The sequence below is a fragment of the Enterovibrio nigricans DSM 22720 genome, from assembly GCF_900167155.1.
GTDB classification, from domain to species: domain Bacteria; phylum Pseudomonadota; class Gammaproteobacteria; order Enterobacterales; family Vibrionaceae; genus Enterovibrio; species Enterovibrio nigricans.
The window spans coordinates 22,603-47,792 of sequence record NZ_FUXU01000024.1 but is presented as its reverse complement, the minus strand read 5'-3'; the positions used below and the strand labels follow the sequence as shown (position 1 = coordinate 47,792).

The following is a 25,190-nucleotide window of genomic DNA, read 5'->3' as shown; positions in this document are numbered from 1 at the left end:
GGCTGGTGCTCCCCACTTTCGCTTCCGTACTACAACAAACGGTCGGTTGCTTGGTTTTACAATCGAGAGCAAATCTAGACTGTCAAACTTGCTTGATGTTAAAAAAAGCGTCGCGGCGTTACACGCTCTGTGTAATGCAACACTTTGCTTTTCTTATCATCTGCAAGTATTTCAGAATCTTTACGGTAAAAAATGGCTGTGCTTCCTAGTATTTGAAGTAGGACGCAAAAATGCTGAGACTTTGATTAATAAACGTCTAGTTGGTGATACTTCCGTTGTGTTTACTTTTTCGCATTGTTTAATTAATAAACAATGCTGAGTGCGTAACCGCAAATAGCGAATTTTATCTAAAAACAGTGTTCATTATTGCTCAATTTATCGGGGTAAAGCATACTTACAGCTCCTTGAAATCATTAATTTGGAGCTGCTCGTGGCTGAAGAAACCATATTCAGTAAAATCATTCGCAAGGAAATTCCGGCTGACGTGGTTTACCAAGATGATCTTGTCACGGCTTTTCGCGATATTAACCCTCGTGCCCCAAGCCATCTTTTGATCATTCCAAATAAACTTATCCCGACAGTTAACGACATAGAGGTTGAAGATGAGGCCGCAATGGGTCGCATGTTCACCGTTGCGCGTAAACTTGCTGCAGAAGAAGGTATTGCCGAAGACGGTTATCGCTTGATCATGAACTGTAACGTTCACGGTGGTCAGGAGGTGTACCATATTCATATGCATTTGGTTGGTGGACGTCCACTCGGACCATTGCTTCTCAACTAATGAAATCAAAATTAAATAAAGCCCTCGCTTCATATAGCAGGGCTTCTTTTTCGCCTGTCAAAAAACTCATCCTGACCAGTGTTCTTATGGTCGGGCTAGTGGGCTGTGCCAATATGTCAGTTCAGGGCTTGTTCAGCCACTATTCGGCAGGAATGTCTGAATCACGTTCTCTGGCGCAACAAGGTGCATTTTCTGAGGCGATCGACGCGCTGCCTTTAGGGGCTGGTGGAAACGTTCTTGACGAAATGGAACGATCTAGGCTGGCACTGATGGCCGGAGATCAAGCTCAAATGCACGACGCCTTGAACTTGGCTGATTTGGCCGCGAAAGAGCAGGCTAGCCAAGCTGTTATTCAGGTATCAGAAGGCTTTAATCAGGTGGGTGCGCTCGCAACAAACGACAATGCACTGACTTACGTAGCGCCTTCTTATGAGCTCGGATTTTTGCATTTATATCGAGTAAGAAGTTATTTGGAGAAAGGCGATTTGCAAGGCGCACTGGTTGAAGTCAGACGTGCCAAGCAAATTCAGGAAGACGCGAAAAAACTACGTGAAAAAGAACTGACGTTAGCCGAAGAAAGTGCAAGTGAACACGGTATTTCAGATAACGTTGGTGCAATATTGTCTCGATACCCTCAATCCAGTGATTTACTTGGCGCAGTTCAAAATGCGTACCTGTTTTATTTGTCGGCACTGCTCTACGAGGCAGAAGGCAATGAAAATAGTGCCTTTATTGATTACAATCGAGCACTTGCTGTCGTGCCAAACAATCACTATGTTGCAGACGCAGCCATGCGAGTTGCGGCGAAGCAGGGGCGCAAGAGTGAACTCAAGCTGCTAGAAAGGAAATATGGGGATTATGCGGCACCCGCCAAAGGCAGTGCGAAGCTGGTGGTACTAGTCGAAGACGGATTTGTTGACGCGAGACTCGGTTGGCGTCTCCCTTTTTGGGTAACAGACAGCAACGGAAATGTCGAATCTCATACTCTGGCATTGCCATACTATGCGCAGAGCCGTGGGACACAGCCAGAATCTTTCAGCCTTGATGGCAAAAGAGTTCGCTTAGACGCACTGGCCGACGTGAATGCCATGGCTAGACACGCGCTGAATGAGGCGATGCCTGGTATGGTAGTGCGCCAAATTTTAAGGGTTTTGGCGAAAAATGAATTACATAAGTCCATTTCTAAAAACGATGAGTCGGGTTTAGGGAGTTTACTCACCAGTGTTTACAATGCCGTGAGTGAGCAGCCAGATACACGAAGCTGGCAAACCTTACCTGCGCGAGCCAGCTTGTATAGTGTGTATATACGGCCTGGTAAGCATGAACTTTCGATAGACGGTAAAACGATAACAGTGAATTTAACCCCTGAAAGGACAACACTTCTTTGGCTGTCGATGGCAAGTGGGGAAGTGGTGGACTGGCAAGGAACTTTAGGAGGAGTCTGATGCGATATGCAGTTGTATTGTTGTCAGCAGTGCTTTTTGTAGCAGGTTGTGCAACGAATTCTTCTACTGGCATTAGCATTGACAGTAGAAACCAAAATGTTGTGCTCGGAAACAGCATGCTTGGAAAAGCGCTAGAGTTTGGCAATGCGCAAACCAGTATTGTGAATGACCGATTGCTTGCTCAAGTCAAAGTGACAAACAAGAGCAGTGACGTACAAAATCTTCAGTACCGATTTAACTGGTATGACGCCCAAGGTTTGGAGGTGGATAACGGGAACTCCCCTTGGAAGCCATTTATTGTTTATGGTGGCGACTCGGTAACATTGCAGGGCGTCGCGTTGAATTCAAATGCGACAAACTTCCGCGTGTCATTGCGGAATGTTCAGTGAAACGTGAAAGATAAAACAGGAATTCAGAATGAATAAAAGCGTTATTGCGCTCGTGGGTGTAGCTCTGGTACTTGGCGGTTGTTCGCAAAAAGTCAGTTACGGGGATGCGCAGGAAGTAGAAACGACAACCATCGAGTTTGGTTCGACCGATCTTCAAACTATTGCGGTAGAAATGACCGACAGCATGTTGTCTTCAGGTGCGGTGACTGCGATTACACGAGATAATCGACCTATTGTTTTCGTGGAATCTATCAAGAATAAAACCGCTGAGCATATTGATACCGAATCGATCACTGACAGCATCAGCACGCGTATGTTGAAATCGGGTAAGTTCCGCTTCGTTGATATGACCCGTGTTGAACAGGTTCGTGAACAACTGGATTTCCAGAACAATGACGCATTGGTTAATCCGGGCACCGCTATCCAGTTTGGTAAAATGGTAGGCGCACAGTACATGCTATACGGCAACCTAGCGAGCATCGTGAAACGCGATGGTAGCGACGAAGACGTTTACTACAAAATGACCATGCGTCTGATGGATTTGGAAACGGGCCTTATTGAATGGGCTGACGAAACTGAAATCCGCAAGAAGCAATCGAAGTCTCTGCTCGGATGGTAATTCGTGCCAAACATTGAAAATGAAAAGGCTGCTCTGGTTTCTCTGTTGCAGCCTTATTTAATTGTGGACAACGTGGAAGCGCTCGTCGGCGGTTTAAGTAATCTCTGTATGAAAGTCACTGATGATTCAGGAAAATCATATGTGTGGCGGCCAAATGGCCATTCGACAGACGCTTTTGGTTTAAACCGTGCCACAGAATATGAAGCGCTGACGTTTGCCAGCAAGGTAGGTATAGCCTCTGCGCCCGCTTACCTTCTTGATGAAGGGCTTCTAAACCCTTGGGTTGACGGGGAAATGCTGCAATCGGCGGAGTTTGACCTCACAGCACGTTTGCTTGCCGATGTGCATGCTTTGCCACCCATGTCGCTTCATTTTGATCCGTTTGTAAAAGGTGCATATTACTATTCGCAACTGACGCCGTCTTCCGTTGATAGGTCGATATCTCAGATACATACGTATTTTCAAAATCATGTATTCGTGAGTGGTTTACCGCTGACGACCTGCCATTATGATCTCGGCTATTACAATGTGATTCGGACGCCCGAAGGTAGCGTGTCATTAATCGATTGGGAATATGCAGCGCTGGGCGATCCGGCGATGGACATCGTCATGACATCGTTGGCGAATGGCTTTGAACTTGAAACCTTAGTGGACAGATACTGTCAAATTAAAGGCATTGCAGATAAAGAAAGGTGGTTGATGCATTGCCAGCGTTGGCTACCTGTCGCTGACTATCTGGGAGTCCTTTGGTATGCATTGGGCTACGAGCTGTATGGCTTAGATATATACAAGGAAAGAAAACACTTCTTCCAACGAAAGGTGGAAGACTATATACAAAATCATCCTTAGTTTTCAGGAGGAGAAATGATGCGGATACTTAGGCTAAGAACATGGAAAACTTTGCCTTTTATCGTGCTGATGTTTCTCCTCTCTGCATGCACCAACCAACTTGCCTATAACACCTTGCCTTTTTGGGTTGATTATTACCTGTCTGATTATGTTGATTTGACTTCAGCACAACAAAAGCAGTGGGACAGCGATTTAGAAGCATTCCATGCGTGGCATCGTCAGCATGAACTCCCAAAGATTCATGCGTTGATTACCCAGCTTGAAAGAGACATGGCTCAACCGCTGAGTTATTCGAAAGTGGGGGCGTATCACAGCGATGTCAATACACGGATTTTGGCTTCTCTGGAAGGGTTGACACCCGCGCTGACCAATTTGGTTCGATCACTGGATAACGATCAAGCTGATCAATGGCTCGCTGTATTGTCTCAGAACATTGATAAAGCCATTAAGAAAGCGAATGAAGGTAATTTGCAATTACAACAGAAAAAGCGTCAGGAGAAGCTTATAAAGCATGCGATGTTTTGGGTTGAATCGGTAAACACCGCGCAATCGCGACAGTTTCTTGAAATGGCGAGTTATCAAATCGAGATGCGTCCTGTTTTCTATGCTATTCGTGATGAACTGATGGCAGATTTGACGAAGATACTTACAGAGCGCGATGCCCCTGATCTCCACAATCGAATCAATGCGTACTTTGCGAAGATCGTATCTTTTCAAAGTGAGGCATATGAGAAAGAGATAGCGTTGCATCAGGCAAGGAGATACGAACTGCTTCAACGCATAGACAAGCACTTGTCTGAGAAACAGCGGAATGCAATGCGGGAAAAGCTGACGTCTATTTCTCGGGACATCAATGCATTGCTGGATTGATTAAACTTTCACCAATTCAAGTGGATTTTATTGAAGGACACCATTTTTCCCCATTTAACCATAACGAAAGTATGTGAATTTGTATTTATATGTGTTATCAACTTGATAATGAGAATGACCAATCATGCTGTGTTTGCGGGTAACACGGAAGCAGCAAGCTGCCTCGGCACAGTGTAATTGGGGTAAGAGAGACTGGCGGTCAAATACGCCAGCACGGTTTAAGAGGGAATTTTTGTGATTATCTATCTTCATGGCTTTGACTCTACAAGCCCTGGAAACCATGAAAAGGTCATGCAATTGCAGTTCATTGACCCAGACATTCGTTTTATCAACTACAGCACATTACACCCCAAACATGATATGCAACATTTACTGAAGGAAGTGAATAAGCATATGGCGCTATCCGACGACAAATATCCCTTGATTTGTGGTGTTGGACTGGGAGGATTTTGGTCTGAGCGTATCGGTTTTCTGTCGGGGATCAAGCAAGTGATCTTCAACCCCAATCTATTCCCAGAGGACAATATGGAAGGACGCATTGACCGTCCTGAGGAGTATGCGGATATCTCGACCAAATGTGTTGCTGACTTTCGTCAGAAAAATGCAGGGCGATGCCTTGTTGTCCTTTCCCAAAATGACGATGTACTCGATAATGAGCGTTCAGCGCGGTTACTGAGTGAACATTACGACGTCATTTGGGACGATCAGCAACCACACAAATTTACCAGTATTTCTAGCCACCTTCAGGCAATGAAAGCCTTTAAAGACGTAAATTAATCACGTCCAGACCATTCATTAACAGTGGGTACGCAATGCAACATTGTGTGCCCATGCTGGTTTCATTCCATATTTAATCCACTCAAACTAATAACAACACGCGCGTTTTTACTGCAATCGATGTTGATGATTAGATTAAAAAATTGATTGAGATCAAACTGGCTGTATAATGAAACGGTCTGAAAAAGCGTTATTTAGAAAACGATACAGATACGTTGCGTGTAATAGACAAACAAAAAATCGCAGCTTGTCACTCAAAATGAGTGAATTTTACCTCACTACCTACAACACATTTTTTGTATGCCGCGATCACAAGGCGGGGTACTACACAGTTTTTCGTTTTAAATTCATGGTGAGGAAGTAGTCGTGACCAATATTATCGTAGTAGGTGGCGGTGCCGGTGGCTTGGAACTAGCAACTAAGTTAGGTCGCACGCTTGGACGCAAGGGACGCGCCAAGGTCACTTTGGTGGATCGCAAAACAAGTCATCTTTGGAAGCCTTTGTTGCATGAAGTGGCAACAGGTTCACTGGATGAAGGTGTTGATGCGATCAGCTATCGTGCGCATGCTAGAAATCATTTTTTCGATTTCCAATTGGGCAGTTTGGCGGACATCAACCGCGAGAATAAGACCATTAAACTTGCAGCTCTGCATGATAAAGCAGATGGTGAATTGTTGATGCCAGAGCGTGAGCTGAGCTATGACATTCTAGTGATGGCGATAGGTTCAACCTCTAACGATTTCAACACCGCGGGTGTGCGAGATAACTGTATTTTCCTTGATAGTCCAGAACAAGCGCGTCGTTTCCGTAATGAAATGAACAACGAGTTTTTGAAGCTTCACGCGAATTCAGGGAATGGTACTGTTGATATCGCAATTGTTGGTGGTGGTGCAACAGGCGTAGAATTGTCGGCTGAACTACACAATGCCATCAAAGAGCTGCATAACTACGGCTTCAAGGATTTGGATAGCTCTAAGCTTAACGTGACCTTGGTGGAAGCGGGTGCGCGTATTCTCCCTGCATTGCCTCCACGTATTTCTGGTGCCGCGCAGCAAGAGCTAATCAAGCTGGGTGTTAACGTACGCACTGGCACTATGGTGGTAAAAGCAGAAGAAGATGGTCTGAACACGAAAGATGGCGATAAGATTTCTGCGCAAATCATGGTTTGGGCTGCAGGTATTAAAGCACCTGACTTTTTGAAAGATATCGCCGGGCTGGAAACAAATCGCATCAACCAATTGGTAGTAAAACCAACGTTGCAAACCACGCGCGATGAAGACATTTTCGTTATTGGTGATTGCGCAGCATGTGAGCAAGCTGACGGTACGATGGTTCCACCACGTGCGCAGTCTGCGCATCAAATGGCAAGCCGCTGTTTTTCTAATATCGTTGCGAAACTGACAGACCGTGAGCTGAAAGAGTATGTCTACAAAGACCATGGCTCTTTGGTTTCACTGAGCCGTTTTTCAACGGTTGGTAGTTTGATGGGGAACTTGACGCGTGGCTCAATGATGGTCGAAGGCCGTCTGGCACGTATCGTTTATATATCTCTGTATCGCATGCACCAAATTGCGCTACATGGTTTCGTTAAAACCGGTTTGATGATGTTGGTAAGCCGAATCAACCGTGTGTTGCGACCTTCGTTGAAACTGCACTAAAATGCGCTGAAACAACATGAATAGAGAAAGCTGCCAGATGGCAGCTTTTTTTATGGCTGATATTGTGCAATGTGCAGATAATGGGGAAGGCTAGGAGAAAATGTCTTCCGGTATTAGGCTGTAAACTAATCCTTCTTTTGCTTCACCATCATACATATATCGGTTTCTTGCACGGCACTCATAGGTAGCACGGAGCTTTTCTGCAATACGAATACTCGATGCATTCTCAGGATCCATCACTAACTCAAGTCGGGTTAACAATAGGTGACTAAATGCAAGCGTAGCTGCCATTTCAGCGGCTTCCAGAGCATACCCCTGCCCTTGATACTGCGTTGCCGTCCAATAGCCTAAATTCGCCATGTTGGCGACAGTATCAATGCTGGAAATGTACACGCAACCTACAAACTCTCCGCTTTCCAATTCAAACGCCGCTAATTCGTAGCTGCTACCCGTCAACCAGCCTTGGTGGCTTCTACTAATCCAAGCATCGGCATCCATATCATCAAAGCCTTCGTGGCACCAGTCGAGCCATGGGGCGATGGTGTCAGCAGATTGGCTTATTGCGTCTCTGAGTGTGGCAATGTCGACACGTTTTAACGCGCGAAGTAAAAGGCGATCAGTTTGAAATTCTATATTTGACTGCATAAAGGGGGACAATGAAATTAGGTATTAAACAATAATAAGAAAAATCGCCCTCAGTTGAGGGCGATTTGTTTAGGCTTTTTCGTCTTTTTCGACGCGGGTAACTTGAATTATCAATCCCATCAGCGGGTGATCAAGATAGTGGACTTCGCCACTGCGCATACGACGTTTCTGTTTGAAAGCGTAAGGTTCTAAGTACTTTTCAATCTCATATTCGCGTTCAAGCTTCTGCAAGCCAGTGACAGTCGTGCCTTCGTCTGTGGCAGTAACTTGTGTGTTGTCACTCATGAGACTATCGGTTTCTGTGTCGGCTTGGTTGTCGAGTGGCACAGGAACGGCGTTCACGTCTTTCAGCACTTTACGTTCGCCAGGTTCACGAAGTACTAAATCTGTTTCGATAAACAGATAGTGCTGAACATAGACACGAATGAAGCCATCCAGCTCGTACATTGGGCCACTTTCTTTGACAGGTTCTGGTGCCACAATGGGGGCAGTGGCCGTATTTGCATTCGAACCTGCATTGAAATCTGTTGAAACGGCAGCCGCATCACCTGACACATTTGCGTTACCAAAATCTGGCGTGGTAGCAACAGACGGCGCGTTCTTCGGGGTACCATCGAGGTAATAGTCTTTACCGTAGTCTTGGCCCGCCGTAAAACGCAGTTTTGGCATGACACCACGACCGCCGTCATTTTGTCTCCACGCAACGTGAACCAATGGCTTGAAACCCGCATGGTTTGCAAGCTTTTGATATTCAGCGTTCAGTTTCCAATCACTTTGTGGAAGCAATTGTAAGCCTTGTTTTTGTAGAGACACTGAGTCAAACACTGACACTGCATTAGACACATTGATATTGGGTTGAGTTTCTGGCCATTTCTCTTGTACCGATGTTGGGTCTTGATTGCGTTTAAATACAATCACTTCAACATCAAACCAACGCTCAGCTTTGGTTGGTAAACTAAGAGTACACAGCAACAGGAAAATCAGCTTTTTCAAAGCATTACTCCATTTAAAGCTTGGTTGCGACGTGATTAGGCAACCAATGAATTATTAGCAAAGTCACTTAATAACGTTTCGATAAAGGCCACTCTGTCTCGACGATCCGTAAGAGATTCGACAATTTTTAGTTTGGTTGGGCCTTCAAAACGGTATCGACTTGGGTGGGATTGTAACAGACCCACCAAGAAGCCGGGATCAATTTGGGCATTTTGATTAAATTCGATTACACCGCCTCGATCATGCGCATCGATCTTTCTCACGCCTAATTTCGCGGCATCGAGCTTGATTTGTTGCACTTTGAGCAAATTCGATGCGGCATCTGGCAGTAAACCAAATCGATCGATTAACTCAACGCGTAACTCTTCAATATCGTCTTGTGTTTTGCATCCGGCCACACGTTTGTAAAGAGACAGGCGCGTATTGATGTCTGGAATATAGCTATCTGGCAGTAGGGCTGGTAAGCGTAATTCCACATCAGTTTGTTGATTGAGCATGTCTTCTAGTGAAGGCTCTCTGCCTTCCTTCAGCGCTTCTACAGCCTGCTCCAACATCTCCATGTAGAGCGTGAAACCGACAGATTGAATTTGACCGCTTTGATCTTCACCCAGTAACTCACCAGCGCCTCGAATCTCAAGGTCATGGGTAGCCAAGGTGAAACCAGCTCCTAAATCTTCTAACGACGCAATCGCTTCAAGGCGCTTAATGGCGTCTTTGGTCATGCGCTTCGGATGTGGTGTCAGCAGATAGGCGTAGGCTTGGTGGTGAGAACGTCCTACACGTCCACGAAGCTGATGCAACTGCGCAAGGCCCAAGTGATCGGCTCGGTCCATGATAATGGTATTGGCGGTAGGGACATCGATGCCAGTTTCAATGATTGTCGTACACACCAACACATTGAAGCGCTGGTGGTAGAAATCGGACATGATGCGTTCTAGTTCACGTTCGCGCATCTGACCGTGAGCGACGGTAACACGTGCCTCAGGTACTAATTCTGCAAGTTCGTCGGCGGTTTTTTCAATGCTATCGATGTCGTTGTGAAGGAAATAAACTTGCCCGCCGCGCATAATTTCACGCAGCATCGCTTCACGGATAAGGTTCTTTTCGCGCTCTCGTACAAAGGTTTTAATTGCTAATCGACGAGAAGGCGGCGTGGCAATAATCGACAAGTCACGCATGCCACTCATGGCCATATTCAACGTTCGCGGAATAGGTGTTGCAGTGAGCGTAAGAATATCGACATCAGCACGCATGGATTTGACTTTTTCTTTTTGGCGAACGCCAAATCGGTGTTCTTCGTCGACAATGAGTAGGCCAAGATCGCTGAATTTAACATCGCTTTGTAGCAGCTTGTGCGTACCAATCAGAATGTCGACTTTACCTTCCGCACAATCAGCGAGAATTTGTTTCTGCTCTTTGGCTGATTTAAAGCGCGAGAGGACTTCTACACGTACCGGCTGGTTGGCAAAACGATCACGGAAGTTTTCAAAGTGCTGTTGGGCCAGCAAGGTTGTGGGTACGAGTACAGCGACCTGTTTGCTGTTGTTTGCAGCAAGGAAAGTCGCGCGCATCGCCACTTCCGTTTTACCAAAGCCCACGTCACCACAGACAAGTCGATCCATCGCGATAGGTTGGCACATATCGGACAGCACTGCGTTGATGCTCTGTGTTTGGTCGGGTGTTTCTTCGAACGGGAATCCGGCACAGAAGTCCTGATAGGCTTCTTTATCGTGTTTGAACGCAAATCCTGGTTTCGTGGCACGCTTGGCATAGACATCGAGAAGCTCTGCCGCCACGTCACGGACTTTTTCAGCCGCTTTCTTGCGTGCTTTTTCCCAGACTTCTCCGCCTAGGCGATGCAGTGGTGCGGATTCTTCTGCGCCGCCGCTATAACGGCTGATGAGATGCAGAGAAGCAACCGGAACATAAAGTTTTGCGCCTTGTTGGTACTCCAGCGTTACATATTCCGTTTCAATCCCGCCTGCTTCTAAGGTCTGTAAGCCTAAATAGCGACCAACACCATGCTCCAAATGCACAACGGGTTGCCCTGTTTGCAGCTCTGCCAAGTTTCGAATCAGCGTATCGCTGTTTGACGTGGCTTTTTTGTTGTCTCTACGACGCTGTTGTACGACTCGCTCACCTAAGAGGTTGGATTCACAAACCAATGCAAAGTGTGGTGACGTACAAATAAAACCGACTTCAGCGGGGCCCACGATTAAGGTATGAGACATTGGGGCATTTAATGCTTCGTCTAAGGTGTCGCATACCATTGGACGGATCTTAATCCGTGCCAACAAGTCGAGCATCGCTTCACGCCGACCTTCTGTTTCAACGGAGAAGACGACGTTACCTTTGAATCCTTCCACAAACTGACGCAACGCCCCGAGCGGCTCTTTGAGCTGTTGGTTGATGGTCAGTTCTGGTAACAACGAAACGGGTGCGTTTTGGCGTCCTGCTTTTTCATCGCTCGGTTGGAAAGACAATTTAACACGCGGGTACGCTTTGAATCGTCCAAACAACTCATCGATGTTCTGCCAAAGCTCAGCGGGTGGCAAAAGAGGGCGGAGCGGGTCAACGCGACGTTGGTCATAACGATAATCAGCATCGGCCAGAAATTGATTTGCTGCTGCTTCGATATCGCCTTTGACAACTAATAACGTGTTGTCGGGCAGGTAATCGAACAGGGTTTCTGTTTCGGTAAAGAACAGGGGTTGCCAGTACTCGATACCCGAAGGCCACGTTTTTTTGGATACTTGCTGGTAAATCGATTCGGGTTCGCGTCGGGCTTCAAATTTCTCGCGCCATCTTCCACGGAACGCTTCTACAGCGTCGTCATCCGTTGGAAATTCATGTGCGGGTAACAAGTTAATTTGATCCAGTTCTTGGACCGAGCGTTGGTTTTCTGGGTCAAACTCACGAATGGTATCGATCTCATCATCGAAGAAATCAATGCGATAGGGTTGGTTTGAACCCATCGGGAACAAGTCGAGAATGGAGCCTCGACTTGCGTACTCGCCGTGTTCGATCACTTGATCTACGTGCCGATAGCCGGATACTTCAAGTTGATGGCGTAATTTTTCCAAAGACAGCCTGTCACCCTTTTTCACGATTAGTGCGTGTTGAAGTAAGAATGAGCGTGGCATGACGCGTTGCATCAAGGTGCTCGCAGGCACAATCAACACCCCTGATTTCTGCTGAGGGAGTTGATATAGGCGTGCGATACGATTGGAGATTATGTCCTGATGCGGTGAAAAGTTGTCATAGGGTAAGGTTTCCCAATCAGGGAACACATGACATTCACGTTGAGTAAACTGCTGAATTTCGGGTTTAAGTTTTAGCGCAGTCTGGTTATCTGGAACGACCAACAATATGAAGCGTTGTTGTTGATTGGCAAGGCTGGCTATAGTGAGGGACAGCGATGCGCCAAGAAGGTTGGCTACGATGCGTGTGTCGCCCGCCTTTTCGGGAGCGGGCAAATTAAAAAGAAGGTTGTCTGTCATTTCATTGAGGCTTAGTTATTTCTTTCCAGTGCGCGTTGGCGCAATAGTTTTTGCTGTTGGTGCAACGCTGCACGTATAAGTACATCTCGGTCTTCTTCTTGCAAGCGAGTATATTTTACGCCGACTGCATACTTCCCATTCTTCTCTTTACAGCCGTATACGCTACCGTAGCAGTAAATTGCTGAGGGCGGGTTCTCAAGAAAGAGCTTTAGGCGAACATGCTGACCCTTTTCAAAAGCCTGTTTTGCAATGAAGGTGAGGCTGCTGGCGCCAAACGTTTCCGTTTGATAGCGAAGGTTAGGATCGTCTAACTGGGAAAGCATAAAGCCAAGCAATAGGTTGATTTTCTCGTTTTGAGCTTGGAGAAACTTCATCAATGCATGGCCGTCTTCGTGGCTGATGGCTTGGATCTCTTTTTCAACTGAGTTATCCAAATCACCGCATTGACTTGCTATACGAAACGCTATGGGAATTTCACGCCCAAACTCAACGTCAGAAGGTACATGCTCGCCATTGTTCAGCACTTCAACGTTGATTTTTATGTGCGCATGTACGGAAAAATATTCGTCCTGAGTCATTCTCATGCCTATAGCTTTGTAATCTGTTGATTATCACGCACTACTAACGATTCCTCAACCTCACTTTCGTCTGGGCATGCTATACGGTCTGACAATGTGCTATTGGTCTTGCTTGGTAAACAGGACGAAGAAGGATAAAACTTCACCGATCGCGCAAGAAATTGAAAAGAAAAGGAACAAATCTAAGTAAAAGCCACCTAAGACAGGGAGAAAAAGAGGCCTTTCGTGGCAATCATCTGACCTTAAAGGTATTCTGACTGCAACCCACGCTGTGGCATGGATTTGACCTTTTTACGCAGCCTAACGAGTTTTTGAGAACCACATTTATGTTTCACCCTTTACCGGTGTTTATTGGATTGCGCTATTTAAAAGGGCGCTCTGGCGACAAGTTCGGCCGATTTGTGTCCTACATGTCTACCGCAGGCATTACGATTGGTGTCATGTCACTGATTACTGTTTTGTCTGTGATGAACGGTTTTGAAGGTCAGCTTAAACACCGCATTCTCGGTGTAATACCTCAAGCGATTGTTTCTGGCTCTGCGACTCATTCCCCCGATGTTAACACCTTGGGTCACTTGGACGGGGTTGAAGCAACTGCGCCCCTAGTAAGTACAGATGCGATTGTGCAAAGTCCTGTGGCCATTGGTGCGGGTAAACTTTTAGGTATTAGCCCTGATAGCCATGAACCTATTAAGCAGTACATGGTGAGAGGTGCAATCAGTCAACTGACACCGGGCAGCTATAAACTGATCATTGGTAGAAAAACAGCGAGAGATTTGGATGTGTCTGTGGGTGATAAAGTCCGAGTGATGATCACCAGTGCCAGCCAGTATACGCCGATTGGCCGTATTCCCTCCCAACGAAACTTTACGGTTGCTGGAATTTATGACACCGCAACAGACGTAGACGGACAATTGCTCTACGCCAACCTCAATGATGTGTCCCGTTTGATGCGGTTACCGCGATCGCAACCCGCCGATTTACGTCTGTTCGTCGATGAACCTTTCGACGTGCCAAAGCTTGAAAAAATGGCCGAATCCATGGGGTATGAATGGTCGGACTGGCGGGCATTGCGTGGCGAGCTTTTCCAAGCAGTGAAAATGGAAAAAAACATGATGGGTTTGATGTTGGGGCTGATCATTTTGGTTGCGGCATTCAATATTATTTCTGCGCTCATCATGGTTGTAATGGAGAAGCAATCTGAGGTCGCCATCCTAAAAACGCAGGGAATGACGCACAGCAGCATTGTGATGGTGTTCGTTGTTCAAGGTGCAAGCAGCGGTATTATTGGTGCGCTGCTGGGAGGTGTTGCAGGTAGTCTGTTGGCACTTAACATCAATGAGATTATGCGGTTATTTAATATAAGTTTACTGGGTGGGGGGCTTTCGCTGCCCGTGTCACTCGGTCTTGATCAAGTTGTTACTGTGGTTGTCGGCGCGGTTGTACTGAGTCTTCTTGCCACGCTTTTCCCATCGTTAAAGGCGGTAACTGTTCGCCCTGCAGAGGCCCTTCGTTATGAATAATGCATTGCTATCTTGTTCACATGTTAAAAAGACATACCAAGAGGGCGAACTGACGACTGACGTACTTAGAGGGGTATCCTTTTCAATCGCGTCGGGAGAATTAGTGGCTATTGTTGGTGCGTCTGGCTCGGGTAAGAGCACGCTACTTCATATCCTCGGTGCATTAGATACGTTGACTGACGGTGAGGTATTTTTCGAAGGAAAAGACGTGGTCAAGATGCGCGCGTCTGAGCAGGCGACACTGCGCAATCAACAGATTGGTTTTATTTATCAGTTCCACCATTTGCTTGCAGATTTTACCGCGGTGGAAAACGTGGCAATGCCATTGTTAATTGGCGGAGAAAAACCCGCAGAGGCAAAAGCGCGAGCACTCAAGATGCTTGAGGCGGTTGGGATGGGACACCGTGCGGAGCATCGACCTTCTGAACTTTCAGGTGGTGAGAGGCAGCGTGTGGCCATTGCTCGTGCCGTCGTTAATCGACCCGCTTTGGTACTTGCGGATGAGCCTACCGGCAATCTTGACCACAAAACCGCGTTGGATATTTACGATTTGATGCGAACGTTGAACCGAGAATTCAATACCGCTTTTCTGGTTGTGACGCACGACAAAGAGCTTGCTTCAAAGATGGATCGCCAGCTTTCCATGCTGGATGGCCAGTTTGTGGGGAGTGAAACCCAAGAGGCGATGCCATCATGATGTCATCGCTATCGCTATTTATAGGGCGACGATTCAGTAAAGCGAAACACAGAAATAAGCTGATATCCTTTATTTCGATGTCCTCCATGATGGGTATTTCGGTTGGCGTGATGGTTATTATCATCGGCTTATCGGCGATGAACGGTTTTGAGCGAGAGCTTCAAAATCGCGTGCTTTCTGTTATTCCTCATGCTCAGTTAGAAGGGGTGGAAGCACCGATTAAAACTTGGCGTCAAATGAAAGAGACGGCTGAGCTTAATCCCAATGTTGTTGCGGGTGCGCCTTACGTCACTTTTACGGGGTTATTGGAAAAAGGGGCAAACCTAAAACCGGTACAAATTCGTGGCATTGATCCTGACGCGGAAAAAAGGGTCAGTAGCATCAGTGATTACGTGCTTGGTGATGGTTGGAAATCGCTGGAACCGGGCAAGAGTGCGGTCGTTTTAGGCAAAGGTATTGCGGATTCACTTGGCGTAAAAGTTGGGGACTGGTTAACCGTGATGGTGCCTTCTCCAGATCCTGAATTAAAATTGCGTGCGCCACAGCGTATTCGTCTTCAGGTGACGGGTATTTTGAGCCTGGCAGGACAAGTTGATCATGGGTTGGCACTGGTACCTCTCGCCGATGCGCAGGCATACCAAAAAATGGGGGATGCGGTGTCAGGTGTGGCATTGAAGTTGAACGATCCCTTGAATGCCAGAGCGGTGGTGCGCGAAGTGGGGTACACGCTTAAAGAATATGTGTACCTAAACAACTGGACGCAGGAATACGGTTTTCTCTATCGCGATATTCAAATGGTTCGCGCCATCATATATATCGTTATGGTACTGGTTATCGGCGTTGCCACGTTCAATATTGTTTCTACGTTGATGATGGCGGTAAAAGACCGAGCCGGTGATATTGCGGTATTGCGGACAATGGGTGCGAAAGACGGTTTGATACGTGCGATTTTCATTTGGCATGGTTTGCTTTCCGGTTTACTGGGCAGTGTTATTGGGTCGGTCGCGGGGGCTTTGGTGTCTTTGAATCTGACGGAAATTGTTCGCGCTATTGAAAAAATGACGGGGCACCATTTTCTCTCAGGTGATATTTACTTTGTTGATTTTTTGCCTACCGCCCTACATCTGTCTGACGTACTGATGGTGTCGGTTACCGCCGTTCTATTGAGCTTGCTGGCAACCTGGTATCCGTCTCAGCGCGCGTGCAAACTTCAACCTGCGACGGTATTAAGTGCGAAGTGATTGAGCACCAGAGAGTGATGCAGTATACCGGTGATAAATCGGTGAATTACATTCGAGATAACTAGGCTGTCACTTTCCTCGCAACCTACCAAGAAATAAAAAAATACCCCGCAATTGCGGGGTATTTTTTTAATCTTCGGATTTTTTCTTCTTCAATACTTTGATTTTCGGTAAGCGAAGACGGCGTTTTTGCCAGCTTCTTACGACGGAATATCGCCAGACACCGCGACAACCGAAGTAACCAATGAGAGAAAAAATGATACTACAAACGAAACAGCCTAACAGGAACGGAGGGCCAATTTGGCTCATTTGATTGAACAAGAACTCCCAAGTCAGCTCAAAATGGAAGTGATGTTCAGGCGTCCTCATCAAAAAGGCACCCAGCTTATACGCGCCGTAGAAAATGACTGGCATCGTAATGGGGTTGGTAATCCAAACCAGCGCTACGGACAGTGGCAAGTTAACGCCAAACATGATTGCCAAGCCGGCAGCCATGATCATTTGGCTTGGAAGTGGCACAAAAGCCATGAACAGGCCAACTGCAAACGCGCCCGACGCCGAACGGCGGTTCAGGCACCAGAGGTTCGGGTCATAAAGCAAGTTGCCAAACACTGCCAGTGCTTTGTGCTTGCGAATGACGTCATGCTTCGGCAAGTATTTTTTAATTATTTTTTTTGGCATAAGTCTTCGTTTCTTTCGGGTTCAATACCAGCATGAAGATACTGCTGGGTATCGTTGTTGCTATTGTATCGCTTAAATGGTGGCCGGAAATACCATCGCTGAGCGTGATTGCTCCGGTTGTTGTCATCCTTTTCTTGCTGCGTAAATGCCTTCCAGCATTAGCAATGGGTCTCACCTTGGGCGGCCTTATTGCATACAGTGCAGCGGGTTTATTTCTTTTCAAAACAAACACCGCTTTAACAGTGGCACACGATACTACCATAGAGGGAAAAGTTGGCAGCCTTTTTACAGCGCAAAAACAGCAAACAAACGTAATCTTTGATGTGGATACGGTTGGTGGACAAAAACTGAACGCTTTTGAGCGTTTTCGCACACGAATTTATTGGCGTTTTGATGAGCAGCCAAAGCAAGGCGAACGTTGGCGAATAACCGTCAGGTTAAGAGAGCCGTATGGTCGGGTTAACGAGGCTGGGTTTGACGCTGAAGTCTATTTCCTTTCAAAACATATACATGCCAAAGGGTCTTTGAAGTCAGCAGAGCGTGTCAATGAAGCATATTCCTTTCGCCAACACCTTGTCGATAATGTTATTCGCCAAACCGAGGGGTTACCGTCGGCCCGTTTTTTGGTCGCGTTGACCTTCGGAGAGAGGGGGTTGCTTTCAAGTGAGGATTGGCAAGGACTAAGGAACACAGGACTCGGCCACTTACTTGCGATCTCAGGGTTGCATATCGGTTTAGCCTTTCTGTTTGGTTGCACTGTCACTAAATTGTGTGCGCCGTTTGTGTTTCGACACGATCAACACCTTTGGTTTCCGCTGTTGGTCGGAATGATGCTCGCTATCTTTTATGCTTGGATGGCGGGTTTTTCTTTGACATCTCAGCGCGCACTGCTTGCTTTGTTGGTTGCGTCAGTGATTCGATTGCTTTGCGCTCGCTTCCAAGTGTTTGAAGCCTTGTTGATTGTTTTAGCTGTGGTGTTAGTGATAGACCCACTGTCTGTATTTTCTGTGAGTTTTTGGCTTTCTTTCAGTGCCGTTACCATTCTTTGCGTCGCGGTTTTCTTTGCAAAAGGAAGCGCGATTTCTGACGATAGCGCTGTGCATCAAATCAACGCAGTACATCGAAGTAACACTGCAATCAAAGAAAACAAGCTTTTCGACAGCGAAAAAAGTAAACGCCGTTTTTATGCGGTAAAACAATTAGTCCGCATGCAAGCATATTTAGTGGTGGGAATGTTGCCTATCACATGGCTATGGTTTGGCGGTATCAGTTTTCCAGCCTTTGCGTTGAATCTGGTTGCTGTACCTTTGGTGAGCTTTGTGACTGTTCCGGCAATATTGGCTGCGCTGTTTTTCTCCCTATTTGGTCTTGCGTCTGTATTTTGGTATATCGCCGATGCTTCGCTTTGGCCTGTCATGGCATTTTTAGCATCATTTGAGTCTGGTTGGTATGCGCCTTCAGAAATGCCGGTGTTGGTACCCGTATATATTTGGACTTTGGCGTTGATCATGCTGATGACACGGTTAAGGTCACTCCTTGTTTTGAAGTTGTCTTTGTTCGCCGGCTTGGTGTTTTGTTTTGGGCAAGAAAATGATAACCAAACGTGGCGTGTTGATGTGCTTGATGTGGGGCATGGACTTTCTGTGTTAATTGAAAAACAGGGGCAGGCCATCGTCTATGACACAGGCAGTGCATGGACAAATGGCAGTATGGCACAATGGGTATTGGCCCCGATTTTAGAAAAACGCGGCTTATCATTATCGGGTTTCATTGTTAGTCACAGCGACAATGATCATGCGGGCGGAGAAGAGTGGATTATCGAGCAACTTTCACCTGTTTGGGTACGAAGCCCTGAGCGGAAAAACGGATATTTTCCGTGTCGAGAGGGGGAACAGTGGTACTGGCAAGGGTTGTCGTTTTCCGCTTTAAGCCCAACGCAATTGGTTTCTCAAGCGGAAAATGAAGATTCCTGTGTAGTAAGGGTGTCTGATGGAACACATTCTGTGTTACTGACGGGGGATGTCCCTTTAAAGGAAGAGTTGCTGATGTTAAAACGCAACGCGACATTGGCTTCGACCGTATTGCTTGTCCCTCATCATGGAAGTAAATCGTCATCTTCAGTTGCCTTTTTAGACGCTGTAAAGCCTGAGGTAGCTATCGCTTCTGCCGGGCGATACACACCTTGGAACTTGCCGCATCCTAGCGTGGTAGAACGCTACCGCAACTTGGGTATTTCATGGGTCGACACCATCGAATACGGTCAGATTTCTGTTTATTTCTCCGATAAGGGTTGGCGATTAAGTAGTCAGAGAATGCACGAGGAGCCTTTTTGGTACAGGAAGATGTTTGGAGCGCCTACAAGAAAAGAGTAGAATGCCCGCTAATTGCAGAAATATAAGCAAATAAAATGTCATCAAACTATCAAGATCGTACCACGTGGGAAACCTTCAAAAAGCTTTGGCCGTATATCACGGATTACAAGTTGGGTTTGGGGGTTGCTATTATCGCGCTGGTTATTAATGCTGCCAGCGATACGCTCATGCTTTCCATGATTAAGCCTTTGCTCGATGAAGGTTTCACTTATGACAGTGTCGACAGTGATTTTCTGAAATGGATGCCTCTCTACCTTGTGGCACTAATGACGGTGCGTGGTATTTCCAGTTTTGTGTCTGCTTACGGTCTGTCTTGGGTTTCCGGCAAGGTGGTCATGGTCATGCGTCGCCGTATGTTCAACCACTTTATGCAGATGCCAGTAAGCTTCTTCGACAAAGAGTCATCAGGTGCACTGCTTTCTCGCATTACGTATGACTCAGAGCAAGTTGCAAATGCGACCAGTGGTGCATTGGTCAGCTTGGTGCGTGAAGGGGCATCGATCATTGGTTTGATGGCGCTGATGTTTTATTACAGCTGGGAGCTTTCCGCTATCCTGCTGGTCATTGCACCGATCGTCGCGGTCGCAATTCGTATCGTTTCAAAACGCTTTCGTAAGATCTCGTCCAACATGCAAGAAGCGATGGGCTCGGTGACCACATCGGCTGAACAAATGTTAAAGGGCCACAAAGTCGTCCTTAGTTTTGGCGGTCAGGACGTTGAAAAAGCGCGCTTCGAAAACGTCAGCAACAGTATGCGTCAACAAACCATGAAGCTGGTTTCGGCGCAGGCGATTGCGAACCCTGTGATTCAATTGATAGCGTCATTCGCGCTGGTCGTGGTGTTGATGCTAGCCAATACCGATGCCATCCGCAGTGAACTGACTGCAGGTACCTTCGCGGTGGTCTTTGGTGCAATGTTTGGTTTGATGCGTCCATTAAAAGCCCTGACCAATGTGACCTCTCAATTTCAACGCGGTATGGCCGCGTGTAACAGCTTGTTTGAGCTGATGGAAATGGAAACCGAGAAGGACAACGGACAAAAATCGGTCGAGCGAGTGAAAGGCAATGTCCACGTTAATGACGTTGTGTTTACTTATCCAACGAAGGACACGCCAGCCCTGAACAAGGTGAGTTTCGATTTGTCAGCAGGCCAAACCTTGGCGTTGGTGGGACGTTCGGGCTCGGGTAAGAGCACGATTGCGAACTTGCTTACACGTTTCTATGACATTGATAGTGGTGCTATCACGATCGATGACACCAATATTGCAGACTACACGCTAAGCAATTTACGCACGCATGTCGCAATCGTTTCTCAGAACGTTCACCTATTCAATGACACCATTGCGAATAACATTGCTTATGCAGCGACAGAAGATTATACCCGTGAACAAATTGAACGTGCTGCCGAGTTGGCATTTGCGTCAGACTTTATCCGTGAAATGGATAAAGGTTTCGATACTGTCATTGGTGAGAATGGTGTCAGCCTGTCCGGTGGCCAACGTCAGCGCATTGCCATTGCGCGAGCATTGCTGCGCGACGCGCCAGTATTGATACTCGACGAAGCAACGTCTGCGCTGGATACCGAATCAGAACGTGCTATTCAGGCTGCGCTAGATGAGTTGCAGAAAGATCGTACGGTGCTGGTGATTGCACACAGGCTGTCTACCATCGAAAAAGCGGATCAAATTTTGGTTGTCGATGAGGGAGAAATTGTCGAGCGTGGCGATCACGATACCCTGATGGCGAAAGACGGTGCTTACGCCCAACTCTATCGTATACAGTTCGGAGAGTAAGCATTGGCGGGTTTGATTGAAAAGATCTGGTTTGATGGTCACCCGCTAGGTTTGATTGGCGCACCCCTGCTGTGGCCGCTAAGTAAGGTGTTTGGCGCCATCGCGCGTCATCGTCGTCAGGCATTTCTTGATGGCAAAAGCGACACGTATCGCGCACCAGTTCCTGTCATCGTTGTTGGCAACATAACGGTTGGCGGGAACGGTAAAACACCTGTGGTGATCTGGCTGGTTGAGCAACTTAAAGCATTGGGAATGAACCCTGGTGTCGTCTCTCGCGGTTATGGTGGTAACGCAGCGTCTTACCCTTTTGTGTTGGATGAGACGACCAGCACGGAAGCCGCCGGGGATGAACCCGTACTGATTTTTCAACGAACAGGTGCACCGGTGGCCATTTCACCCACCCGAAACGATGCAGTGAAAGCGTTGCTTCCCTTAGGCGTTGATATTGTCATCACTGATGATGGCTTGCAGCACTATAAGCTCGATCGTGATATTGAGTTTGTTATTGTGGATGGCGAACGTCGCTTTGGTAACGAACATTACATGCCGTTTGGACCGCTACGCGAACAAACAGATCGGTTAGAGAGTGTGGATTTTGTTGTCTGTAACGGTGGCAAAGCCCAACGCGGTGAATTGGCTATGAGCCTGAGGCCCAGTAAGCTAGTGAATATCAAAACCGGACAGAAAGTCGCCGCAGAATCACTGTGCAACACCGTAGCAATGGCAGGTATTGGCAACCCTCAGCGTTTCTTCAATACATTGAGTGGCATGGGTGTAACCCCTGTACACTGTGAACCGTTTGCGGATCATAAAGCCTTTGAGTTGCCGCAGTTAGAAGGACTAGCCAAGAAAGGCGATCACTTGTTGATGACAGAAAAAGATGCAGTGAAATGCCGAGGCTTTGTTCAACAAAACCCGAATATCGAGAATTGGTGGTATCTGCCTGTAGATGCACATTTTAGCAATGAGGCGGCTACCCAAATAATGAATACAATTTTGAAAGTGAAGGATGGATATGGATCACCGACTGCTTGAAATCGTTGCTTGCCCTGCGTGTAAGGGAAAACTGAACTACAACAAAGAAAACAACGAACTAGTCTGTAAATTCGACCGCTTAGCTTATCCGATTCATGACGGCATTCCAGTGATGCTGGCTACGGAAGCGCGCGAGATGTCATCTGACGAGGTTAATCAATAATGAAATTCACGGTAGTGATCCCGGCGCGTTATGCGTCGAGTCGATTGCCTGCAAAACCTTTGGTTGATATTGGTGGCAAGCCAATGATCCAATGGGTTTACGAACAATCTCTTAAGTCTGGCGCGGAAAAAGTCATTATCGCGACCGATGATCAGCGTATCGTTGATGCCGTCAAAGCCTTTGGTGGTGAAGTGTGTTTGACAAGCCCAGATCATCAATCGGGCACGGAACGTTTGGCTGAAGTGGTTGCAAAGTACAATCTTGCAGCGGACGAGATCATCGTAAATGTTCAAGGCGATGAGCCATTGATCCCACCCAGCGTTATTCATCAGGTGGCCGAAAATTTAGCAAAATCTCAGGCTCCGATGTCCACGCTTGCCGTGAATATCGACCATGCTGATGAAGTGTTTAACCCAAACGCCGTAAAGGTTGTTACCGATAAAGACGGTTACGCGTTGTATTTCAGTCGCGCTACCATTCCTTGGGATCGTGACAACTTTGCAAAGGCTCCCGCTGAAATTCATCACAACCTGAAACGTCATATTGGCATCTATGGTTACCGCGCAGGCTTTATTAATACCTACATCAATTGGGCACCAAGCCCAATTGAGCATATCGAATGCTTAGAGCAACTTCGTGTGCTTTGGTACGGTGAAAAGATTCACGTAGACGTCGCGATTGAGGCGCCGCCAGCTGGTGTTGATACACCTGAAGACTTGGAAGTCGTTCGCCGGATTGTGGCAAAGCAGTAATCATCCGATGAAAGAAAACGGCCTGCTTAAATTAAGCAGGCCGTTTTTTGTTTGTCATTTGCTGTGTTGATGAAGCGTTGGCTATCAGTTGGTACTGATAGCTTCTCCCTCTGGAGAGGTAACAGGATCACCTTGGAACTGCGCTTCTTGCTGCGCAACTTTATCACGCATGCGTTGCCACAATTGCCCCAGACGCTCATGCCAATATTTTTCAAACTGCTCCAGATATTGCGCACGAGGCGAATATTTGATCCAAGGCTGTTTTATCTCTTTCTGGGCGATGAAGTTGGTTGGGGCAGGAACTGGGTCCAAACCTGCCGATTCAAACTCATACAACGCGCGGTCCATATGGCTTGCAGACGTCACTAATACCAGGTTGCTATTACCAACCACAGAAGCCGCTTGGTAGGCTTCTTCCCATGTGTCCTTGGCCGTTTCAAGCAGCAATATGTTGTTCTGATTTACCCCCATTGCCATCGCGATGCGTGCAAGCATGCGTGCGTGACTGACTTCAAAACCGCCATCGTAACCAGACAGGATCAGTTTGGAGGTAGGGTACATAAAGTGAATCCGAATACCTTCCACCAAACGCATCAATGCCGTGCGGGAGAGCTCAGACGTTGGCGGTATTTCATCATCCACTACGTGGCCATGACCAAGCACCATGACGTAATCAACGGGCTCATCGGTTGGCAGGAAGCGGGTATGATTGCGTTCAAGAGGCATCAATAGCGAAGACGTGAACGGCTGAAAAGACACCAAAGTTATTAACAGAAGCGAAACAAACACAAAGAAGGAACCGACACCTTTTCGCTGCGTGAACCAGATAAGGAACAGGCCGAAAAATCCAATGAGCAGTAGCGCAGGAAGGGGCATCAGTAAAGTTGATATAAGTTTTTTTAGTTCAAACATGAAATGTCGCCCGAAATATAGTCAAACAGGGGCCAATACGTGCATCAAGCCTTTATTAACGGCGGGCTTATGCCAAAATGTATCCCTCAGCAGATTATGATAACGAAGGCACCGTGACTGGGGATAGAAATTTCGACGACATTGCCCACAAATTTGTTAAAAACATTTACGGTTCAAGCAAAGGAGAAATCCGCCAAGCCGTTGTTTGGCAAGATCTCGAATCAATATTGAAACAATTGGGTGAAGCTAGTCCGCTAGACATTTTGGATGCTGGTGGTGGTTTAGCACAGCTATCTCAACAGATAGCACGCCGTGGCCACAACGTCACCTTGTGTGATCTTTCTTCACAGATGCTGGCATTGGCAGAAAAAGATATCGATGCCGCAGGGCTTCTGGCGCAATATCGCTTCGTCCACGCTCCCGTGCAGGAAATCGCACAGCATATGGAAAAACAGACTGACCTTGTTTTGTTCCATGCCGTGATGGAATGGCTTGCTGACCCGCGTGAAGCACTGGATGTTGTATTGTCACAAGTCAAGCCGGGTGGGATCGCGTCAGTGATGTTCTATAACCAAAATGGTCTGTTATTCAAGAATCTGATTTGTGGCAACTTGACGCACGTCGAAGAAGGCATGCCACACAGAAAACGTTTTAAGCTTCAACCACAAAAAGGTCTTCAGCCTGAAGACGTCTATCAGTGGATTGAAGATGCTGGATTTAACATTTTAGGGAAAAGTGGTGTCCGCACGTTTCATGACTATATGAAAGACACGAGAACGGGTGAGTACACTTTTGAACAGGTTGTGGCGATGGAGCAGAAGCTATGTCGCCAGGAGCCTTTTATTTCGTTAGGCCGTTATATCCACGTATACGCGCAAAAGCCTTTCGAACATAACGATAAATAAACCACAAGGAA

Annotated in this window: 23 protein-coding genes; 17 read left to right on the top strand and 6 right to left on the bottom strand. The window is 46.9% G+C overall.

What is annotated here, in order from left to right; translation table 11 throughout:
- Positions 1 to 430: 430 nt before the first annotated feature.
- The 8 genes from hinT to B5D35_RS10730 all read left to right on the top strand — a co-directional run bounded on the left by hinT (position 431) and on the right by B5D35_RS10730 (position 7,389).
- Complete coding sequence (hinT, locus tag B5D35_RS10765) at positions 431 to 781, top strand: purine nucleoside phosphoramidase (protein ID WP_078752585.1); 351 nt, start codon at positions 431 to 433, stop codon at positions 779 to 781.
- A 113-nt stretch (positions 782 to 894) separates the two neighbouring features.
- Positions 895 to 2,226, top strand: a complete 1,332-nt coding sequence (locus B5D35_RS10760) for a COG3014 family protein (protein ID WP_244556561.1) — start codon at positions 895 to 897, stop codon at positions 2,224 to 2,226.
- On the top strand, positions 2,226 to 2,615 hold the full coding sequence (locus B5D35_RS10755; protein ID WP_078752583.1) for a YcfL family putative periplasmic lipoprotein: 390 nt from the start codon (positions 2,226 to 2,228) through the stop codon (positions 2,613 to 2,615). Before B5D35_RS10760 ends, B5D35_RS10755 begins: the two co-directional genes overlap by 1 nt.
- 28 nt (positions 2,616 to 2,643) lie before the next feature.
- Positions 2,644 to 3,234, top strand: a complete 591-nt coding sequence (gene lpoB, locus B5D35_RS10750; protein ID WP_078752582.1) for a penicillin-binding protein activator LpoB — start codon at positions 2,644 to 2,646, stop codon at positions 3,232 to 3,234.
- Positions 3,235 to 3,237: 3 nt separating this feature from the next.
- On the top strand, positions 3,238 to 4,083 hold the full coding sequence (locus B5D35_RS10745) for a phosphotransferase (RefSeq protein ID WP_078752581.1): 846 nt from the start codon (positions 3,238 to 3,240) through the stop codon (positions 4,081 to 4,083).
- A 15-nt stretch (positions 4,084 to 4,098) separates the two neighbouring features.
- Positions 4,099 to 4,953 (top strand): DUF6279 family lipoprotein, encoded by an 855-nt coding sequence (locus B5D35_RS10740; protein WP_078752580.1) that lies wholly within the window; start codon positions 4,099 to 4,101, stop codon positions 4,951 to 4,953.
- Positions 4,954 to 5,187: 234 nt separating this feature from the next.
- Complete coding sequence (gene ycfP / locus B5D35_RS10735; protein ID WP_078752579.1) at positions 5,188 to 5,730, top strand: alpha/beta hydrolase YcfP; 543 nt, start codon at positions 5,188 to 5,190, stop codon at positions 5,728 to 5,730.
- A 366-nt stretch (positions 5,731 to 6,096) separates the two neighbouring features.
- Positions 6,097 to 7,389: an NAD(P)/FAD-dependent oxidoreductase gene (locus tag B5D35_RS10730; RefSeq protein WP_078752578.1), complete on the top strand. Its 1,293-nt coding sequence runs from the start codon at positions 6,097 to 6,099 to the stop codon at positions 7,387 to 7,389.
- Between the two features lie 90 nt (positions 7,390 to 7,479).
- Here the strand turns inward: B5D35_RS10730 and B5D35_RS10725 are convergent, their stop codons facing one another.
- The 4 genes from B5D35_RS10725 to B5D35_RS10710 all read right to left on the bottom strand — a co-directional run bounded on the left by B5D35_RS10725 (position 7,480) and on the right by B5D35_RS10710 (position 13,105).
- Positions 7,480 to 8,034, bottom strand: a complete 555-nt coding sequence (locus tag B5D35_RS10725) for a GNAT family N-acetyltransferase (protein ID WP_078752577.1) — start codon at positions 8,032 to 8,034, stop codon at positions 7,480 to 7,482.
- 69 nt (positions 8,035 to 8,103) lie between these two features.
- On the bottom strand, positions 8,104 to 9,027 hold the full coding sequence (locus tag B5D35_RS10720) for a peptidoglycan binding protein CsiV (RefSeq protein ID WP_078752576.1): 924 nt from the start codon (positions 9,025 to 9,027) through the stop codon (positions 8,104 to 8,106).
- Between the two features lie 35 nt (positions 9,028 to 9,062).
- The gene (gene mfd, locus B5D35_RS10715; protein ID WP_078752575.1) at positions 9,063 to 12,527 is read right to left on the bottom strand and encodes a transcription-repair coupling factor; all 3,465 of its coding nucleotides are present in this window, start codon (positions 12,525 to 12,527) and stop codon (positions 9,063 to 9,065) included.
- An 11-nt stretch (positions 12,528 to 12,538) separates the two neighbouring features.
- A complete protein-coding gene (locus tag B5D35_RS10710; protein ID WP_078752574.1) occupies positions 12,539 to 13,105 on the bottom strand; it encodes a PilZ domain-containing protein in 567 nt (188 codons plus the stop codon).
- A gap of 326 nt (positions 13,106 to 13,431) precedes the next feature.
- On the opposite strand from B5D35_RS10710, the gene lolC reads away from it, so the two are divergent.
- The 3 genes from lolC to lolE are packed head-to-tail and all read left to right on the top strand — an operon-like array spanning position 13,432 to position 16,566.
- Entirely contained in the window at positions 13,432 to 14,628 is a 1,197-nt protein-coding gene (gene lolC, locus B5D35_RS10705; protein ID WP_078752573.1) for a lipoprotein-releasing ABC transporter permease subunit LolC, read from the top strand.
- Entirely contained in the window at positions 14,621 to 15,325 is a 705-nt protein-coding gene (gene lolD, locus B5D35_RS10700; protein ID WP_078752572.1) for a lipoprotein-releasing ABC transporter ATP-binding protein LolD, read from the top strand. The genes lolC and lolD overlap by 8 nt, the downstream gene beginning before the upstream one ends.
- Positions 15,322 to 16,566, top strand: coding sequence for a lipoprotein-releasing ABC transporter permease subunit LolE (gene lolE, locus B5D35_RS10695; protein WP_078752571.1), 1,245 nt, complete (start codon positions 15,322 to 15,324; stop codon positions 16,564 to 16,566). Before lolD ends, lolE begins: the two co-directional genes overlap by 4 nt.
- Before the next feature lie 129 nt (positions 16,567 to 16,695).
- Here lolE and B5D35_RS10690 read toward each other — a convergent pair whose 3' ends face one another.
- Complete coding sequence (locus B5D35_RS10690) at positions 16,696 to 17,247, bottom strand: DUF2062 domain-containing protein (protein ID WP_078752570.1); 552 nt, start codon at positions 17,245 to 17,247, stop codon at positions 16,696 to 16,698.
- Between the two features lie 32 nt (positions 17,248 to 17,279).
- Between B5D35_RS10690 and B5D35_RS10685 the strand changes: the two genes are divergently transcribed.
- From B5D35_RS10685 to kdsB, 5 genes are read left to right on the top strand one after another with little or no spacing between them, the layout of a single operon-like run.
- Positions 17,280 to 19,619, top strand: a complete 2,340-nt coding sequence (locus B5D35_RS10685; protein WP_078752569.1) for a DNA internalization-related competence protein ComEC/Rec2 — start codon at positions 17,280 to 17,282, stop codon at positions 19,617 to 19,619.
- A gap of 35 nt (positions 19,620 to 19,654) precedes the next feature.
- Complete coding sequence (gene msbA / locus B5D35_RS10680) at positions 19,655 to 21,412, top strand: lipid A ABC transporter ATP-binding protein/permease MsbA (protein WP_078752568.1); 1,758 nt, start codon at positions 19,655 to 19,657, stop codon at positions 21,410 to 21,412.
- A gap of 3 nt (positions 21,413 to 21,415) precedes the next feature.
- Positions 21,416 to 22,447 carry a tetraacyldisaccharide 4'-kinase gene (gene lpxK / locus B5D35_RS10675; RefSeq protein WP_078752567.1) on the top strand — a complete coding sequence of 344 codons (1,032 nt, stop codon included), beginning with the start codon at positions 21,416 to 21,418 and terminating at the stop codon, positions 22,445 to 22,447.
- On the top strand, positions 22,428 to 22,610 hold the full coding sequence (locus B5D35_RS10670; protein WP_078752566.1) for a Trm112 family protein: 183 nt from the start codon (positions 22,428 to 22,430) through the stop codon (positions 22,608 to 22,610). Before lpxK ends, B5D35_RS10670 begins: the two co-directional genes overlap by 20 nt.
- Complete coding sequence (gene kdsB / locus B5D35_RS10665) at positions 22,610 to 23,362, top strand: 3-deoxy-manno-octulosonate cytidylyltransferase (RefSeq protein WP_078752565.1); 753 nt, start codon at positions 22,610 to 22,612, stop codon at positions 23,360 to 23,362. The genes B5D35_RS10670 and kdsB overlap by 1 nt, the downstream gene beginning before the upstream one ends.
- A gap of 84 nt (positions 23,363 to 23,446) precedes the next feature.
- Here kdsB and elyC read toward each other — a convergent pair whose 3' ends face one another.
- Positions 23,447 to 24,274 carry an envelope biogenesis factor ElyC gene (elyC, locus tag B5D35_RS10660; protein ID WP_078752564.1) on the bottom strand — a complete coding sequence of 276 codons (828 nt, stop codon included), beginning with the start codon at positions 24,272 to 24,274 and terminating at the stop codon, positions 23,447 to 23,449.
- 113 nt (positions 24,275 to 24,387) lie between these two features.
- Here elyC and cmoM point away from each other — a divergent pair, with 113 nt between their 5' ends.
- Positions 24,388 to 25,179, top strand: a complete 792-nt coding sequence (cmoM, locus tag B5D35_RS10655; RefSeq protein WP_101210115.1) for a tRNA uridine 5-oxyacetic acid(34) methyltransferase CmoM — start codon at positions 24,388 to 24,390, stop codon at positions 25,177 to 25,179.
- Positions 25,180 to 25,190 lie beyond the last annotated feature (11 nt).

Excerpts from the sequence above, each read along its gene's own strand:
- B5D35_RS10760 (WP_244556561.1), top strand. The coding sequence starts at position 895 with ATGTCAGTTCAGGGCTTGTTCAGCCACTATTCGGCAGGAATGTCTGAA.
- B5D35_RS10755 (WP_078752583.1), top strand. The coding sequence starts at position 2,226 with ATGCGATATGCAGTTGTATTGTTGTCAGCAGTGCTTTTTGTAGCAGGT.
- lpoB (WP_078752582.1), top strand. The coding sequence starts at position 2,644 with ATGAATAAAAGCGTTATTGCGCTCGTGGGTGTAGCTCTGGTACTTGGC.
- B5D35_RS10740 (WP_078752580.1), top strand. The coding sequence starts at position 4,099 with ATGATGCGGATACTTAGGCTAAGAACATGGAAAACTTTGCCTTTTATC.
- B5D35_RS10725 (WP_078752577.1), bottom strand. The coding sequence starts at position 8,034 with ATGCAGTCAAATATAGAATTTCAAACTGATCGCCTTTTACTTCGCGCG.
- mfd (WP_078752575.1), bottom strand. The coding sequence starts at position 12,527 with ATGACAGACAACCTTCTTTTTAATTTGCCCGCTCCCGAAAAGGCGGGC.
- B5D35_RS10710 (WP_078752574.1), bottom strand. The coding sequence starts at position 13,105 with ATGACTCAGGACGAATATTTTTCCGTACATGCGCACATAAAAATCAAC.
- lolC (WP_078752573.1), top strand. The coding sequence starts at position 13,432 with ATGTTTCACCCTTTACCGGTGTTTATTGGATTGCGCTATTTAAAAGGG.
- lolD (WP_078752572.1), top strand. The coding sequence starts at position 14,621 with ATGAATAATGCATTGCTATCTTGTTCACATGTTAAAAAGACATACCAA.
- lolE (WP_078752571.1), top strand. The coding sequence starts at position 15,322 with ATGATGTCATCGCTATCGCTATTTATAGGGCGACGATTCAGTAAAGCG.
- B5D35_RS10690 (WP_078752570.1), bottom strand. The coding sequence starts at position 17,247 with ATGCCAAAAAAAATAATTAAAAAATACTTGCCGAAGCATGACGTCATT.
- B5D35_RS10685 (WP_078752569.1), top strand. The coding sequence starts at position 17,280 with ATGAAGATACTGCTGGGTATCGTTGTTGCTATTGTATCGCTTAAATGG.
- msbA (WP_078752568.1), top strand. The coding sequence starts at position 19,655 with ATGTCATCAAACTATCAAGATCGTACCACGTGGGAAACCTTCAAAAAG.
- B5D35_RS10670 (WP_078752566.1), top strand. The coding sequence starts at position 22,428 with ATGGATCACCGACTGCTTGAAATCGTTGCTTGCCCTGCGTGTAAGGGA.
- kdsB (WP_078752565.1), top strand. The coding sequence starts at position 22,610 with ATGAAATTCACGGTAGTGATCCCGGCGCGTTATGCGTCGAGTCGATTG.
- elyC (WP_078752564.1), bottom strand. The coding sequence starts at position 24,274 with ATGTTTGAACTAAAAAAACTTATATCAACTTTACTGATGCCCCTTCCT.